Annotated in this window: 12 protein-coding genes; 3 read left to right on the top strand and 9 right to left on the bottom strand. The window is 72.6% G+C overall.

All coding sequences use genetic code 11. The features are described from left to right. The first annotated feature begins 77 nt into the window (after positions 1 to 77). On the top strand, positions 78 to 485 hold the full coding sequence (locus ABT288_RS09840) for a winged helix-turn-helix transcriptional regulator (RefSeq protein ID WP_351604586.1): 408 nt from the start codon (positions 78 to 80) through the stop codon (positions 483 to 485). Here the strand turns inward: ABT288_RS09840 and mutM are convergent. From mutM to ABT288_RS09800, 8 genes are all read right to left on the bottom strand, one after another. Then, positions 458 to 1,318 (bottom strand): bifunctional DNA-formamidopyrimidine glycosylase/DNA-(apurinic or apyrimidinic site) lyase, encoded by an 861-nt coding sequence (gene mutM, locus ABT288_RS09835; RefSeq protein ID WP_351604584.1) that lies wholly within the window; start codon positions 1,316 to 1,318, stop codon positions 458 to 460. The two genes, ABT288_RS09840 and mutM, sit on opposite strands and share 28 nt — an antisense overlap. A gap of 83 nt (positions 1,319 to 1,401) precedes the next feature. Continuing rightward, positions 1,402 to 2,310 carry a ribonuclease III gene (gene rnc, locus ABT288_RS09830; RefSeq protein ID WP_351604582.1) on the bottom strand — a complete coding sequence of 303 codons (909 nt, stop codon included), beginning with the start codon at positions 2,308 to 2,310 and terminating at the stop codon, positions 1,402 to 1,404. 8 nt (positions 2,311 to 2,318) lie between these two features. Further along, the gene (gene rpmF, locus ABT288_RS09825) at positions 2,319 to 2,492 is read right to left on the bottom strand and encodes a 50S ribosomal protein L32 (RefSeq protein WP_003951102.1); all 174 of its coding nucleotides are present in this window, start codon (positions 2,490 to 2,492) and stop codon (positions 2,319 to 2,321) included. Positions 2,493 to 2,494: 2 nt separating this feature from the next. Next, entirely contained in the window at positions 2,495 to 3,148 is a 654-nt protein-coding gene (locus ABT288_RS09820; protein WP_351604580.1) for a YceD family protein, read from the bottom strand. A gap of 128 nt (positions 3,149 to 3,276) precedes the next feature. Next, the gene (locus ABT288_RS09815; RefSeq protein WP_351604578.1) at positions 3,277 to 4,368 is read right to left on the bottom strand and encodes a F0F1 ATP synthase subunit B; all 1,092 of its coding nucleotides are present in this window, start codon (positions 4,366 to 4,368) and stop codon (positions 3,277 to 3,279) included. Positions 4,369 to 4,434: 66 nt separating this feature from the next. After that, a complete protein-coding gene (gene coaD / locus ABT288_RS09810; RefSeq protein ID WP_055704332.1) occupies positions 4,435 to 4,914 on the bottom strand; it encodes a pantetheine-phosphate adenylyltransferase in 480 nt (159 codons plus the stop codon). A 26-nt stretch (positions 4,915 to 4,940) separates the two neighbouring features. Next, positions 4,941 to 5,528, bottom strand: a complete 588-nt coding sequence (rsmD, locus tag ABT288_RS09805) for a 16S rRNA (guanine(966)-N(2))-methyltransferase RsmD (RefSeq protein ID WP_351604576.1) — start codon at positions 5,526 to 5,528, stop codon at positions 4,941 to 4,943. A gap of 124 nt (positions 5,529 to 5,652) precedes the next feature. Beyond that, complete coding sequence (locus tag ABT288_RS09800; RefSeq protein ID WP_351604574.1) at positions 5,653 to 8,682, bottom strand: helicase-related protein; 3,030 nt, start codon at positions 8,680 to 8,682, stop codon at positions 5,653 to 5,655. Between the two features lie 154 nt (positions 8,683 to 8,836). On the opposite strand from ABT288_RS09800, the gene ABT288_RS09795 reads away from it, so the two are divergent. After that, complete coding sequence (locus ABT288_RS09795; protein ID WP_351604572.1) at positions 8,837 to 10,684, top strand: HSP90 family protein; 1,848 nt, start codon at positions 8,837 to 8,839, stop codon at positions 10,682 to 10,684. Beyond that, the gene (locus ABT288_RS09790; RefSeq protein ID WP_351604570.1) at positions 10,681 to 14,097 is read left to right on the top strand and encodes a proline-rich domain-containing protein; all 3,417 of its coding nucleotides are present in this window, start codon (positions 10,681 to 10,683) and stop codon (positions 14,095 to 14,097) included. The genes ABT288_RS09795 and ABT288_RS09790 overlap by 4 nt, the downstream gene beginning before the upstream one ends. A gap of 10 nt (positions 14,098 to 14,107) precedes the next feature. Here the strand turns inward: ABT288_RS09790 and ABT288_RS09785 are convergent. After that, on the bottom strand, positions 14,108 to 15,488 hold a 1,381-nt coding region (locus tag ABT288_RS09785), incomplete at its 5' end, for a DAK2 domain-containing protein (RefSeq protein ID WP_351604568.1).

Genomic DNA, 15,488 nt, shown 5'->3' with positions numbered 1-15,488 from the left:
GCAGTGACCCAAGGAAAGCACTAACCACCAGTTAGTGCAACCTAGTGGTTAGCGCTGTGTGGGCGTACCCTTGTGCCATGACAGCCGGTATCAGCGCCACCGCCCAGGACCACGACGACCTCGCCTACGACGTCTTCGCCAAGGCCTGCCCGTCGCGCGGCACGCTGGAGCACGTCACGGGCCGCTGGGGCGGACTGACGCTCGGCGCGCTGTACGAGGGCTCACTGCGTTTCAACGAGCTGCGCCGCCGCGTGGACGGCGTGAGCGAGAAGATGCTGTCCCAGACGCTGCACGCACTCGAGCGCGACGGCCTGGTGCACCGCGAGGCTCAGCCGACCAACCCGCCGCGCGTGGACTACCAGCTGACCCCCCTGGGCCGGCAGGTGGCCGAGCGGCTGCTGGCGCTCATCCACTGCGTGGAGGGCGCCATGGACGACGTCCTCGCGGCACGCGCGCGTTACGACGACACGCGCGGCACCCTCTGACACCTCGGGCAGAAGTAGCTGGAACGGTTCATCCAGGGACGGCGGCGGATCGGGGTGCCGCAGCGCCTGCAGGGCTCGCCCTCGCGGCCGTACGCGTCCAGGGACCGGTCGAAGTAGCCCGACTCGCCGTTGACGTTGACGTACAGGCTGTCGAAGCTGGTGCCGCCGACGGCGAGGGCCGCGTTCATCACGTCCCGGATGTGACCGAGGAGTTCGGTGGTGACCGGGCGGGTGAAGTTCGCCGTAGGGCGCTCGTAGTGGATGCGGGCGCGCCACAGCGCCTCGTCCGCGTAGATGTTGCCGACGCCGCTGATCAGCGACTGGTCCAGCAGGGCCCGCTTGATGGTGGTCCGCTTGCGGCGCAGCGCCAGATGGAACGCCTCGTCCTCGAACAGCTCGTCGAGGGGGTCGCGGGCGATGTGCGCGATGACGTCGGGCAGGCCGCCGGGGGTGTTGTCGTGCAACGACAGCCCGCCGAAGGTGCGTTGGTCCACGAAGCGGAGCTCGGTGCCGAGGGAGTCGGCGAACCGGATCCGGATGCGCAGGTGCTTCTCGTCGGGTGCCTCGTGCGGCTGCACCAGCAGTTGGCCGCTCATGCCGAGGTGGGCGAGCACGGACTGGTTCGTCTCCTCCAGCGGCAGCCACAGGTACTTGCCCCGGCGGCTGGGCGTGCCGATGTGGTGGCCCTTGAGCCGGTGCGCGAAGTCGTCGGCGCCCGCGATGTGCCGGCGCACGGCGCGCGGGTGCAGCACCTCGACCTCGGCGACGGTGCGGTGCGCGACCCAGCGCGCGAGACCGCGCCGTACGACCTCGACCTCGGGCAACTCGGGCATCGGGACCCCCGTACGAAGCGGTGGACGAGCGGAGCGCCCGCCCCGTCGGCAGCGGCGGGGCGGGCGCTCGGTACTGCTGTGGGTCAGGCGGGAGCGGACGACGGGTTGCCGTCCTTGGCGGCGGCTTCCCCGGCTGCCGGACCGCCGTCTTCGGCGACGGCCTCCTTGGCCGCCTTGACCGCCTCGGCGTCCGCGGCGGCCGCTTCCTTGGCCGCCTTGGCGCGCTCGTCCGCGGCGGCCTTGATGGCCCGCCAGGCGGACTCGGCGGCCTGCTGCTCCGCCTCCTTCTTGCTGCGGCCGGTGCCGGTGCCGTACGAGACGCCTCCGACGCGGGCGGCAGCAGTGAAGGTCTTCTCGTGGTCGGGGCCGGTCTCCGTGACGAGGTACTCGGGCACGCCGAGCCCCTCGATCGCGGTGAGCTCCTGGAGACTGGTCTTCCAGTCCAGGCCGGCACCGAGGTTCGAGGACTTCTCGATCAGCGGGTCGAAGAGCCGGTGCACCAGCTCGGACGCCGAGTCGAGGCCCTGGTCGAGATAGACCGCACCGATCACCGCTTCGAGGGTGTCGGCGAGGATGGACGCCTTGTCCCGGCCGCCCGTGCCCTCTTCACCGCGGCCGAGCCGGATGAAGGAGCCCAGGTCGAGGCCACGGCCGACCTCCGCCAGCGCACGCGAGTTGACCACCGCGGCCCGCAGCTTGGCCAGCTGGCCCTCGGGCAGGTCGGGGTGGGTGCGGTACAGCGTGTCCGTGACGACGAGGCCGAGGACGGAGTCACCGAGGAACTCCAGCCGCTCGTTCGTCGGCAGACCGCCGTTCTCGTACGCGTAGGAACGGTGGGTCAGCGCGCGCACCAGAAGGGCGGACTCGACCTCGTAGCCGAGCCGCCCTTCCAGAAGCGTGTGGGACGAGGCCTGGTTGTCCGCCTTCTTCCGGGCGGATGCGTCCGCCTTGGCGTCTTCCGCCTTCTTGGGACTGGACACAGTGCCTCTCACCAGCCCGCTCAGACTTCGAGGACCTGGCGCTTGTTGTAGGTGCCGCAAGACGGGCACGCGATGTGCTGCTGCTTGGGCTCGTGGCAGCGCTCGCACGCAACCAGGGTGGGGACCGCAGCCTTCCACTGCGACCGGCGGTGGCGCGTGTTGCTGCGCGACATCTTCCGCTTCGGAACAGCCACGGCTACTTCTCCTGCTTCTCGTCGGCGCGTGCTGACTGAGGCGCGCCGCCGCTCATCTCGTCCTTCTCGCCGTCTTCGAGTGAACCGGCGAGTCCCTGCAAAGCCGCCCAACGGATGTCGACGGCGTCGTGGTGGTGGTCCGGGTCGTCCGCGAGCCGCGCTCCGCACTCGGAGCACAGGCCCGGGCAGTCTTCCTGGCACACCGGCTGCATCGGCAGTGCGAGCACCACCGCATCGCGCAGCAGAGGTTCGAGGTCGAACAGGCCGTCCTCGAGGAAGAACCTGTCCTCGTCGTCCTCGGCGTCGTCGCCCGGTTCCGCGATCACGCGGCCCCGGTCGTCGGCGTCAGGGTACGAGAACAGTTCCTGGAAGTCCGCTTCGAGCTCCAGCCCGACCGGCTCCAGACACCTTACGCACTCCCCCTCGGCCTGTGCACGGGCGGTGCCTGTGACGAGCACCCCTTCCATGACCGACTCGAGCCGGAGTTCGAGCTCCACCGGGGCGCCTTCCGGCACTCCGATGACTCCCTGGATGCCGAGGTCGGCGGGGGCGTCGATCGTGCGGGACAGGCGCTGCAGCGCGCCAGGACGCCGACCCAGCTCGTGCGTGTCGAACACGAGGGGGTTGCGGTGGTCGAGGCGGGCGTTGGAAGCCATTCCTGCTTTCGATCTTCGAGCTCGGAGGGCCGCCGCCCGTCGGTGTCGAGGGCAGCGGCGATCGCGGACGTACGCGCGACCGAAGAGCCAGGATACTGGACCTTTCGCTCAGGGCCCAATCCGGTGGGTCACTGCAGACCGCGCCCCTGCTCGTACGCCCGCAGCTGCTCCGCGCTGATCATGCTCGTGTCGAAGAGGCTGGTCTCGTCCAGGGCGTAGCCCTGCTGCTGGGCGGGCTGGCCGTGCTGGCCGTGCTGGGCCTGCTGTGCCTCGTAGGCGGCCTGCTGGGGGTCGTAGGAGCCCTGGTAGGCCGCGTACGGGTCGGCCTGCTGGTAGCCGTACGGGTCCTGCTGGCCGTAGGCGGGCTGCTGCGGGAAGCCGCCGTAGGGGTCGGGCTGCTGCTGCTCGTACGACGCGTACGCCGGCTGCGGGTCGTACGACGGCTGCTGCGACTGCTGCGGCGGCTGCTGCCGGTCCGGGCGCTCGGCCGCGGTGTCCTGCTCGGCGAGGGCCGCGAGGTCGGCGAGGTAGTCGGCGTCGCTGGAGTGCTGGAAGGTCGTGGTGTCGTCGGCGAGGGCGCCGAGGTCGTCCGTGGCGATCCGGCCGTGCAGCTTCTGCCGGCCGCGGCCGACGGCCTCCAGGGTCTTGGCGAGGACCGCCTCGAAGGCGCCCAGCTTGACGTCGACGTACTGGTCGGCGTTGTGGCGCAGGGTCTCCGGGTCGTGGCTGCGCTCGGGGGCGTCCGCGTCCTCGTAGCCGTTCTCGTCCAGGCCGGGGCCGGTGCCGAGCAGCTTCTCCCGGCCCCTGCCCACCGAGCCGAGGGTCTTGGTGAGGACGACCTCGAAGTTGGCGAGCTTGGAGTCGACGTAGTCGTCGGCCTCGGCGCGGACCTCCTCGGCCTCCTTGCGGGCCTCGGCGAGGATCCGGTCGGCCTCGGCCTGCGAACGGCGGGCGATCTCGGTGTCGGAGATCAGCGAGCCGCGCTCGGCGTGCGCGTTCGAGATGATCCGCTCGGCCTCCTGACGGGCCTGCTCGACCATCTGGTCACGGTCGCCGATCAGCTCCTGCGCCTGCGCGAGGGAGCCGGGCAGGGCCTGGCGCACCTCTTCCAGCATCGCGAGCAGCTCGGCGCGGTTGATCACGCAGGACGCCGACATGGGCATGGACCGGGCGCCGGAGACCGCGGAGACGATCTCGTCGAGCTTCTTCTGCACGTCCACCTGTGCTCGCCACTCTCTACAGCCGGGATGGAGACGGACGGGACGACTGTAGTCCCATCGGTCCCATCAGACCTTGCGCAGGCGCTTGTTCAGGGCCTCCAGCACCGGGGCGGGCACCAGGTGCGAGACGTCGCCGCCCCAGGCCGCGACCTCCTTGACCAGCGAGGAGGAGAGGAAACTGTAGGTGGGGTTGGTGGGCACGAACAGCGTTTCGACGCCGGTGAGGCCGATGTTCATCTGGGCCATCTGCAGCTCGTAGTCGAAGTCGCTGACGGCGCGCAGGCCCTTGACGATCGCGGGGATGTCGCGCTGCTTGCAGAAGTCGACGAGGAGGCCGTGGAAGGCCTCGACCCGGACGTTGGCGTAGTCGGCGGTGACCTCGCGGATCAGCTCGATCCGCTCCTCGATCTCGAACAGGCCCTTCTTGGACTTGTTGATCATCACCGCGACGTAGACCTCGTCGTACAGACGGGAGGCTCGGGCAATGATGTCGAGGTGTCCGTTGGTGATCGGGTCGAACGACCCGGGACAGACGGCGCGGCGCACTTGTGATCCCTCGCTCTCCGGTCCGGTCATCGTGCGTCTTCGCACGTAGAGGCGGCGCGACCGTACCAAAACGTTCCCTCGCCGTAGCGACGGGACCTGATCGCCTCGAAGCCGTCCGGCCACCGGAATTCGCCGCCTCTGGTGCTGCGCTCCACGGTGACGAGCGCTTGCTCAGCGAGCCAGCCTTCCGAGTGGAGTGTGAGCAGAATCTCGCGAAGATCGTGATCCGTGACAACGTACGGGGGGTCGAGGAAGACGAGGTCGTACGGCTCGGTGGGGGGTGCGGTTCTGATGACTTGTTCCGCTTTGCCCGCCCGGACTTCGGCGCCGGGGAGGCCGAGGTTCCGCACGTTGTCGCGCACGACCTTCGCCGCGCGGGCGTCGGCCTCGACGAGGAGCGTGTGGCTCGCGCCTCGGGAGAGGGCCTCCAGGCCTACGGCGCCTGAGCCGGCGTAGAGGTCGAGGACTCGTTCGCCGTCCATCGGGCCGCCCAGGAGGGACTGCCAGGTGGAGAAGAGACCTTCGCGGGCGCGATCCGATGTTGGCCGGGTTCCGGTGCCGGGCGGTACTGAGAGGCGCCGTCCGCCTGCCCTGCCGGCGATCACGCGGGTCATCTTCGGTCCTTGTTCGGGGGTGGTTACGGATTCAGTCTGGCAGGCGGTCCGTCGTGGTCGCTCGCGCCCTCGCGGCGGAGCCGCTCGGCGACACGGCCCCGCGCTCCTGTCGGGGCGCCGCACCTCAGCCCTTTTCCAGGTACTGCTCCCGTTCCTCGTCCAGCAAGGCGTCCAAGGCCGTACGGAGCCCCGGAAGCTGCTGCAGCTCGGGGTCCGCCGCCACCACCGTCGTCGCCTCCTGCCTCGCCTCCGCGATGACCTCCTCGTCCTCGATGACCGCGAGAACGCGCAAGGAGGAGCGCGCGCCGGACTGGGCCTGGCCGAGGACGTCGCCCTCGCGGCGCTGTTCGAGGTCGATGCGGGAGAGCTCGAAGCCGTCGAGGGTGGCGGCGACGGCGTTCAGGCGCTGGCGGGCCGCGCTGGCCTCGGGCATCTCGGTGACCAGCAGGCACAGTCCGGGGGCCGATCCCCGGCCGACGCGGCCGCGGAGCTGGTGGAGCTGGGAGACGCCGAAGCGGTCGGCGTCCATGATGACCATCACCGTGGCGTTGGGGACGTTCACTCCGACCTCGATGACCGTGGTGGCGACCAGGACGTCCGTCTCGCCGGCCGCGAAGCGGCGCATCACCGCGTCCTTGTCGTCGGGGTTCATACGGCCGTGGAGGACCTCCACCTTCAGCCCCTGGAGGGGGCCGCGGCTCAGCTGGTCGGCGACGTCCAGGACCGCGAGCGGCGGGCGTTTCTCCGCCTCGTCCTCGGGGGACTTCCTGGCTTTCTTCGGGTCGTCCTCCTCGTCGCCGATGCGGGGGCAGACGACGTACGCCTGGTGGCCGCCTCCGGCCTCCTCGCGGACCCGCTCCCAGGCGCGGGCGAGGAAGTGGGGCTTGTCGGCGGCCGGGACCACATGGCTGGCGATCGGGGAGCGGCCGGCGGGGAGCTGGTCGAGGACGGAGGTCTCCAGGTCGCCGAAGACCGTCATGGCGACCGTGCGCGGGATCGGGGTGGCCGTCATGACCAGCAGGTGCGGGGGCTGCTTGCCCTTGCCGCGCAGCGCGTCGCGCTGTTCGACGCCGAAGCGGTGCTGCTCGTCGACCACGACCAGGCCGAGGTCGTGGAACTGGACCTTGTCCTCGATCAGGGCGTGCGTGCCGATGACGATGCCGGCCTCGCCGGTGACCAGGTCGAGCAGGGCCTGGCGGCGGGCGGCGGCGCCCATGGAGCCGGTGAGCAGGACGACCTTGGTGGCGTGCTCCGCGCCGCCCAGCATGCCTCCCTCGGCCAGCTCGCCCATCATCTCGGTGACCGAGCGGTGGTGCTGCTGGGCGAGCACCTCGGTGGGCGCGAGCATGGCGGCCTGACCGCCCGCGTCGACCACGGCGAGCATGGCGCGCAGGGCCACCATCGTGTTGTGGGTCACCGTGAAGTTGTCGGTGACGTAGGCGTGGCTCGGGTGGGCAACACTGATGCATTGGACCGGCTTTCGCCCCACGTACTCGACCGCGCGGATTCCGCGTCGGAAAGTGTGGTACTCCGGCCGGGGTCGGACACGGGCGGCCTTACGGGGCAGACGGAATGGAGCGTATGCGTCGGGCAGCACCACTGACACGTCGAAGGCATCGCGCTTCGGCAGGACGCTCGCACGGCCGCCGAGCGAACGTACGAGCCAGGCGACGTCGTCAGCGAGCCTGCGAGAAGCGGAACAGAGCGAAACGCTCATGCCGTCGGCGTGAACAGTTCCATCGGTGTCCAGAAGCCCTTGCAGCAAGGCATGACGGTTCTTGATCGACGTGTTCTTGAAGTCGTCGGGAACGCATTTCCCATGGGACGTCTTGCCCCCGAGGAGAAGGCCGAACAGGTAGGGATCCATCGGCGGACCGGAGTCGCCTCCGAGGTCGACGGGGGCTGCTGCGGGGATGTACCACTTCGAGGATCCGTCTGCCTCGAACGTGTCCGAGCGAATGGCCCGGGTCGTCATGACCTCGGGTTTCTGACCTCGCTGCCACCCGCGGCCCGTGCCGACGATCCAGAGATGTTCGTCGTCGCACTCCACGGAACTTCCATCGGAAAGGACCAGACGCCAGACGTCGCGTTCTCCTTGCGGAAAGACACCGTCGATCAGGGCAACCTCCCCGTCCGGCACGATGACCTCGTCCCCCGCCTTCAAGTCGCCCATGCAACGGAAACCGGCGGGTGTGAGGACGAGCGAGTCCAGTGGCTGAGCCTTGCCCGATCCCACCTCCCCCTGGAGCAGGCGGTGCATCGGGTGTTCCGTGGCGAGGTCGTCGAAGATCTCCTTGGAGACCTTCTGCTGGCCGTCGGTGAGGGTGAAGGGCAGGCGGTCGTCGAAGGCCGCGAGGAGGCCGTCGGGGCTCGGCCTGCGGGGTACGGCCGGTAGCTGGGTGTCCGCGTAGCGGCGACGGGCCAGGGCGACCTGGAGGACGAACGCCTCGTCCCACTTCAGGCGGGCGCGGGCGTCGGCGATGTCCGCCTTGGTGTGCGGGCGGTGGATCTTGAGCAGGGCCTCGGGGAGCGGGACCAGGCCACGGCCCTCGCGCAGGGACGGCGGCAGGGGGTCCAGGGCCTCCTGGGCGGTGGGCAGCACCGTCTGGACCGCCTTGCCGATCTTCCAGGACTCCAGTTTGGCGGTGGCCGGGTAGATGGGGATCAGGGCGCCGGCCCAGCTCTCCACCGTCTCCTCGCTGTCGCCGCGCAGCAACTCGTAGGCCGGGTGGGCGAGTTGGAGGCGGCGGTTGAATACCGAGACCTTTCCGGCGAACATCGCGCGCGTGCCCGGCAGCAGCTCCTTGTGGGGCTTGTGGACGCCGTTGCCGAAGAAGACCAGCTGGAGCCTGCCGCTGCCGTCGGTGATCGTGACCTCCAGGCGCTGGCCCTTGCCGCGGGGGGCCTTGGCGGAGGCGAAGCTGTGCAGGCGGGCGTCGGCGACCTGGGCGACCACCGTGACGTGCTCGTCCATGGGGAGTTCGGCGAGTCGGGTGAGCTGGCCGCGCTCCTCGTATCTGCGCGGGTAGTGGTGGAGGAGGTCGCCGACGGTGTGCAGGCCGAGGTGCTCGGCCATCACCTTCGCGGTGGCGGGGCCGAGCACCGACTTCAGTGGCTGCTTCAGTGGTTCTTGCAGTGCGGGCACGAGATCCATTGCACACCACGGCACTGACAATGCGGGGAAACCCCTGGTCGGCTGGACTGTTCCGGCTCTAGGATGGCGCGCTCCGGCCATCCCCCGCGGTCACCGCCCCGCCGGGACCGCCCGACCCCGCGCCGCACCCACTCCCCCCTCCGGCGCAGTGACGATGGATTCCCAGACCTCGAAGTCATCCCAGGCATCCCAGTCTCCTCATACACCTCACCCACCTCACATGTTCCAGGTCGACCTGCGCGGCCTGGTGGACCTGCTCTCCCATCACCTCTACTCGAGTCCCAAGGTCTACCTGCGCGAGCTGCTGCAGAACGCGGTGGACGCCGTCACCGCCCGGCGGGCCGCGGAGCCGGACGCACCGGCGCTGGTCCGGCTGTACCCGGCGGACGGCGGTCTGCGCGTGGAGGACAGCGGGATCGGGCTCACCGAGACGGACGTGCACGACCTGCTGGCCACCATCGGGCGCAGTTCCAAACGGGCCGAGGGCCTGCAGGAGGCCCGTTCGGACTTCCTCGGCCAGTTCGGCATCGGGCTGCTGGCCTGTTTCGTGGTCGCCGAGCGGATCCGGGTGGTCAGCCGCAGCGCCCGTACGCCCGGCGCGCCCCCGGTGGAGTGGACCGCGCGCGACGACGGCTCGTACACCGTGCGGACCCTGCCCGACTCCGCGCGGCCCGAGCCCGGTACGACCGTCCACCTGACCGCGCGGCCCGGGGCGGCCGAGTGGCTGGCCCCGGAGCGGGTGCTGACCCTCGCCCGCGACTTCGGCGCACTGCTGCCGTACGACGTCCGGGTGGGCGAGGAGCCGGTCACCGATCTGCCCGCGCCCTGGGACCGGCCGCATCCGAGCCCTGCGAGCAGAAGGGTGGCGCTGGCCCGGCACTGTCACGAGCTGTTCGGGTTCACCCCGCTGGACTCGATCGACCTGGACGTGCCGCTGGCCGGGATCCGCGGGGTGGCGTACGTGCTGCCGGCGGCCGTGAGCCCCGCCCAGCGGGCGACCCATCGGGTGCATCTGAAGGGCATGCTGCTGACCGAGCGGGCCGAACAGCTGCTGCCCGACTGGGCGTTCTTCGTCCGCTGCGTGCTGGACACCGACAGCCTGCGGCCGACGGCCTCGCGCGAGTCGCTGTACGAGGACGAGACGCTCGCGGCCGTCAGGGACGCCCTCGGCGAAAGGATCCGCTCCTGGCTCACGGGGCTCGCCGCCGGTGATCCGGAGCGGCTCGCGGCCTTCCTCGCCGTGCACCACCTGGGCGTGAAGTCCCTCGCCCGGCACGACCGCGAGATGCTGCGCACGATGCTGCCCTGGCTGCCGTTCGAGACGACCGACGGACAGCTGTCCCTGGAGGAGTTCGCCCAGCGGCACCCGGTCGTGCACTTCACGCGGACCGTCGAGGAGTACCGGCAGGTCGCGCCGATCGCCTCCGCGCAGGGCGTCGGCGTGGTCAACGGCGGCTACACGTACGACGGCGAGCTGGTCGAGGCACTGCCGTCGGTGCGGCCGGGGACCGTGGTCGCCGAGCTGGACGCGGACACCGTGACCGCGCACCTGGACGCGGTCGACCCGGGCGAGGAACTGGCCCTGTCCGGCTTCCTGGCGGCCGCGCGGGCGAAGCTGGACCCGCTGGGCTGTGACGTCGTCCTCCGGGCCTTCCACCCGCTGTCCGTGCCCGCGCTGCACCTGGACGACCGGTCCGCCCGGCACGAGCAGGCCCGCGCCGCGGCCGAGGAGCAGGCCGACGACCTGTGGGCGGGCATCCTCGGATCGCTGCGCGGCAGCGCACCACGCGCGCGTCTGGTGCTCAACCATCTCAACCCGCTGGTGCGGCGCATCGGTTCGCTGAAGGACCCGGAACTGATCGGCACCGCCACCGAGTCGCTGTACGGGCAGGCCCTGCTGATGGCGCAGCGTCCGCTCAGGCCGGCCGACTCGGCGCTGCTGAACCGGGCGTTCATCGGCCTGCTGGAGTGGGCGACCCACGGGGAGGGAGACGGGCGATGAGCGAGATCACGGACTTCGACGCGCTGCGCCGGGCGATGGCGGAGAACTCCGAGCAGCCGGAGGGTCCCGCCCGCAACGCGCGCGCCGAGCAGCTGCTGGCCGCGGCGGAGGGCCTCGGCATCCCGCTGGCCGTCATCGAGGCGCTCGGGCACCAGCTGAAGGTCTACAACTACAGCTCCGAGAAGGACAAGATGTTCGTCCCGTTCGCGCGGCTGCTCCGCATGTGGGACGAACGGCCCGAGGACTTCGACGCGTACGAGGCGCACTCGCTGCACTGGGTCTTCAAGTGGATGTCGGCGGGCATGCTGGACCAGCCGCACATCCCGCTCGCCTCGGTCGAGAAGTGGCTCGGCGAGATGGAGCACCGCTACCGGGTCGCCGGGTACTCCGAACGGGCCGTACGCGGCGCGGAGTTCAGCGTGGCCGCGCACATCGGGGACGTGGCGCGCGCGGAGCGGGCGTACGCGGCGTGGCTCGCCGCGGACCGCGACCGGATGGCCGACTGTCACGCCTGCGAGCTGCACGGGCAGGGCGTCTGGCAGGTTCAGCGCGGGCGGGACGAGGAGGCGCTCCGGCTGTGGCGGCCGGTGCTGGAGGGCGAGTTCGCATGCGCGCACGAACCGCACACCGTGCTGGCGTCCTCGCTGGATCCGCTGCTGCGGCTGGGGCGTGTGGACGAGGCGCGCGCGAACCATCTGCGGGGCCTGCGCCTCGTCCGCCCGATGGAGTCGATGCGCGCCGCGTACGCCGACCACGTGGAGTTCTGCGCGCTGACCGGGAACGAAGCGCGCGCTCTGGAGCTGCTCGCCGAACGGCCCGCCTACTTCACGGACACCGGCCATCCGCGCAGCCGGCTGGACTTCATGGCGGTGGTGACGCTGCTGATGGACCGGCTGACCGAACTGGGCCTCGGCGGACAGCGGGTGCCGGGGCCGGCCGGCCGGACCTGGACGGCGAGCGAACTCGCCGCCCACGCGCGCGTGGAGACGCGGGAACTGGCCGAGCGGTTCGACCGGCGCAACGGCACGTCGTACGTCGGCGACCGGGCACGCGCGCGTATGGCCCAGCGGCCGCTGGTGGAGCGCCTGCCGCTGGGCGTGCGCACGGTGCGCCCCGCGCCGGCCCCGGTGGCCGCGCCCCCGCCGGAGGGGCCCGGCGAGCCCGACCTGGCGACCCTGCTCGCCGAGGCACGGCGGCTGTCGGACACCCTCCAGCCGCACGCGCTCGAGGCCTGGGCGGCGGTCGCACGGGCCGCGCACGGCAGGGAGCTGGAGCCGCGCGACCGCGCGGAGCTCACCGACCACGAGGCGATGGCCCTCGGCCCCGCGGGCATCGAGCTGTTCGAGCGGGCAGCGGCCCTGTACGCGGCGGCGGGCGACCTCGGCGAGGCCCTGGCGGCACGCGCGCGTGGAGCGTACGTCCGCGCCCTGACGGGCGAGGTGGACACGGCACTGGCGACGGTCACCGGCCTGTACGACGAGGCGCTCGCCCTGTACGCCGAGGAGGCCACCGGCGTACGGCAGACGGCGTCGGTGCTGATGAGCCGGGCCCGGATCCTGATGCGATACGCGCACGAGGGGACCCCGGTACTGGAGGACGCGGACGGTCCCGCCCCTCAGACCGCGGTCCAGGCCGCCCCGCACCGCACGGCACCGGCCCCGGACGAGCCGGGCCGCGCAATCCCGGCCGCGCCGGACCCGGCCGGCCCCGCTGCCGCAGCCCCGGTACCGGACGCCCCGGCCCCCGGCGCGTCGCCCTCGGACGAGCCGGAGCGCGAGGGCCTGCTGCCGGACGGGCCGGCCACCGGCGGGGCGGTATCCCCTCGGCCGAAGCCCGACGACGCCGCACCCGGCGAGCCCGTCACCGACGAGCCGGCCACCTCCCGGCCGGGCCCCGAGAACAGCCTGCCCGGCGAACCGGCCACCGGTGGGCCGGCCGGCGATCGGTCGGGGGCCGAGGACGGCATGCCCGGCGGGTCGTCCTCAGGCGGGGTGGGCGCCCAGCGGCCGGCGCCCGAGGACGGTGTGCCCGGGGAGTCGGTCTCCGGCGGGGCCGCGCAGGAGTGGGCGCCGGATGGGCTCGAGCGGGCCGAGAAGGCCGTGGGTGAGGTGTTGGCGCTGGTCGGCGGGCGGGGCTCGGACGATGTGCGGTTGGCCGCTCGGGCCGCGGAGGCGCGGGGCATGCTGGCCGAGCTTGCCGGGATGCGCGGGGACTCCGGGCGGGCCGCGGAGCTGTTCCGGCGGGCGGCCGACGCGTACGTGGGCGCCGGGCTGCCGTGGTTCGCCGTGGAGTACGAGGTGCAGGTCGCCGCACTCGCCCACCAGGCCGGTGACCCGGCCGGGGCCGAACGGGCGCTGCGGGCCGCGCTGGAGCACGGCGGGCCGTACGTCGAGCCGGTCGGGCGGGCCCAGCTGCATCTGCAGCTCGCCGAGGTCGTCGGTGCCCGGGGTGGGACCGCCGAGGCCGCCGAGCACGCGCTGGAGGCCGCGCACTGGGCCGACGAGGCGGGCGAGAGCGGCACGCTGGGTGCCTGGGCGCGGCAGCAGCTGGGCGGGTTCCTGCTGCGGCAGGGGCGGTTCGCCGAGGCCGCCGAGGTGCTGGAGTCGGCGCTGGCCGACCTGACCGCCGAGACGCACGGGGACGGGGCCGTCGTACAGGCGCGGTGGTGGCTCGGTGACTGTCTCGGCGAGCTCGGCGAGCACCGGGCGGCGGCCGAGCACCGGCTGCGGGCGGCCGAGACCGCCCGGCACTGGCCCGAGCAGCAGGACCACGCCACCCTCGCCCACCTCGCCGCCGAGTCGCTGGGCAAGGCCGGTCTGCCGGCGGAAGCCGACCGGGCTTACGCGCGGGCGGGTGAACTGTGGCGCGCACTGGGCAACCCGGCCTTCCTCGTCCGCTCGCTGCGCGCCCGCGGCTGGCTGGCCCTGCGCGGGGACGGCGGAGAGGAGAGCGCACGGGCGCTGATGGCGGAGGCGGTCCGCGAGTGCGAGCGGGCACGGGAGGACGCGGCCGATCCGGTGTCCCGGGAACAGCTCACGGACGAACTCGCCCACACCCATCGCCAGTTCGGCGACCTGCTGGCCCGCTCGGCGATCGAGCGGGACGAGGAGGACGGGGAGGACGGGGAGCGGGAGCAGGGCGAAGGTGGCGTGATCCAGGACGTGTTCGAGGCGGCGCTGGTCCAGATGGACCGGGCGGCCGCGCTGTTCGGCGCGCTGGGCGTGGACGGGCTGCACGACCGTACCGGTGCCGAACTCGCCGCCGGGCGGCTGGAGGCCGGCCTCGGCCGGCCGGCCGAGGCGGCGGCACGCGCGCGTGCCGTGCTCGCGGCCTACGAAGGTGCCGACGACGAGGACGAGACCGTCCGGGCGCGGCGGGCGGAGGCCACCGGGATGCTCGGGCTCGGACAGTGAGGGCGCGGGGTCACTCCACGCCGATGAGCAGCAGGGTCCCCTGGCGGCCGCCCCGGTACACGACTGTGTCCACGGCGAGGTAGGACTCCCGTACGCGGGCCTCGAGGTGCTCGGCGACGGTCTCGGGGGCCTCGTCGCCGACGACGAGGGTGACCAGCTCGCCGCCGGCCTGGAGCATGCGGTCCAGGACGGTCGCGGCGGTGGCGGTGACATCGGCGCCGATCACCGCCACGTCGCCGTCGATCAGCCCGAGCACGTCCCCGGCCTGGCAGATGCCGGCCGTGGTCCAGGACTGGTGTTCGGCGACGACGACCTCGGCGTACCGGGTGGCGCCCGCCGCCGCGGTCATCTGGACCACGTCCTCGTCGAACCGGCGCTCCGGCTCGTGCACGGCGAGCGCGGCGATGCCCTGGACCGCGGAGCGGGTCGGGATCAGGGCCACCCGGATGCCCTCGGTGCGGGCCTGCTCGGCGGCCGCGGCGGCCGTGTGGCGCAGCTCGGCGTCGTTGGGCAGCAGGACCACCTCGCGCGCGTGGGCACGCCGTACGGCCTGCACCAGCTCCCCGCTGGCGGGCGGCTCCCCGGGGCGCGCGAGGACGGTCGTGGCGCCCGCCTCGGTGTACAGCCCGGCCAGGCCCTCGCCCGGTACGACGGCGACGACGGCCCGCTGGGCGCGCTCGCGCGGGGGCCGCTCGCCGCCGGTGTGCACGTCCCCGAGCCCGAAGTGCGTGATCCGGATCCGGTACGGCCGCCCAGCCTCCACGCCCGCCTCCACGGCGGCGCCCGCGTCGTCGACGTGCACATGGACGTTCCACAGGCCGTCGCCGCCGACCACGACCAGGGAGTCGCCGAGCGCGTCGAGGCGCTCCCGGAGCCGGGCCACGGCCGTGTCTGCCGCCTCCAGCAGATAGATCACCTCGTAGGCGGGCCCGCCGGTCTCGGTGGCGTCGGCGCACAGGCCGGCGTCGGACATGCCCTCCCCGCGCGCGTGCCCGCCGGGAACCGCGTCCGCGGCCTCCCCCGCGACCAGGGCCTGCGGGGTCTGCCGTACCACCAGGGTCCGCGGGGTCTCCGACGCCGCCGGGACCTCCCACGCCGCCGAAGCCTCCCGTGCCACCGGAGCCTCCCGCACCGCCTCCCCCGTGAACGCCTCCACCAATGCCCCCAGCACCGCCACGAGCCCGCGTCCGCCCGCGTCGACCACCCCGGCCCGGCCGAGCACGGGCAACTGGCCCGGAGTGGCCGCCAGGGCCGTCCGCGCGCCCTCGTAGGCCGCCCGCGCGACCGTGCCGCAGTCGCCCTCGGTCTCCTCGGCGGCCTCGGCGCTGTACCGGGAGGCCTCCCCGCGGGCGTCCGTGAGCGCCTGCTCGGCCGACTCCAGCCGGTCCTGC

This window comes from Streptomyces sp. NPDC001093, from assembly GCF_040298985.1.
GTDB lineage: Bacteria > Actinomycetota > Actinomycetes > Streptomycetales > Streptomycetaceae > Streptomyces.
The sequence above is the reverse complement of the archived record's forward strand: the minus strand, read 5'-3'. Positions and strand labels throughout refer to the sequence as shown.

What these genes read in the sequence shown, in the direction of transcription:
- ABT288_RS09795 (WP_351604572.1), top strand. Translation starts at nt 8,837, where the DNA reads ATGGATTCCCAGACCTCGAAGTCATCCCAGGCATCCCAGTCTCCTCAT.
- ABT288_RS09790 (WP_351604570.1), top strand. Translation starts at nt 10,681, where the DNA reads ATGAGCGAGATCACGGACTTCGACGCGCTGCGCCGGGCGATGGCGGAG.
- ABT288_RS09820 (WP_351604580.1), bottom strand. Translation starts at nt 3,148, where the DNA reads ATGGCTTCCAACGCCCGCCTCGACCACCGCAACCCCCTCGTGTTCGAC.
- ABT288_RS09800 (WP_351604574.1), bottom strand. Translation starts at nt 8,682, where the DNA reads ATGGATCTCGTGCCCGCACTGCAAGAACCACTGAAGCAGCCACTGAAG.
- mutM (WP_351604584.1), bottom strand. Translation starts at nt 1,318, where the DNA reads ATGCCCGAGTTGCCCGAGGTCGAGGTCGTACGGCGCGGTCTCGCGCGC.
- rsmD (WP_351604576.1), bottom strand. Translation starts at nt 5,528, where the DNA reads ATGACCCGCGTGATCGCCGGCAGGGCAGGCGGACGGCGCCTCTCAGTA.
- ABT288_RS09840 (WP_351604586.1), top strand. Translation starts at nt 78, where the DNA reads ATGACAGCCGGTATCAGCGCCACCGCCCAGGACCACGACGACCTCGCC.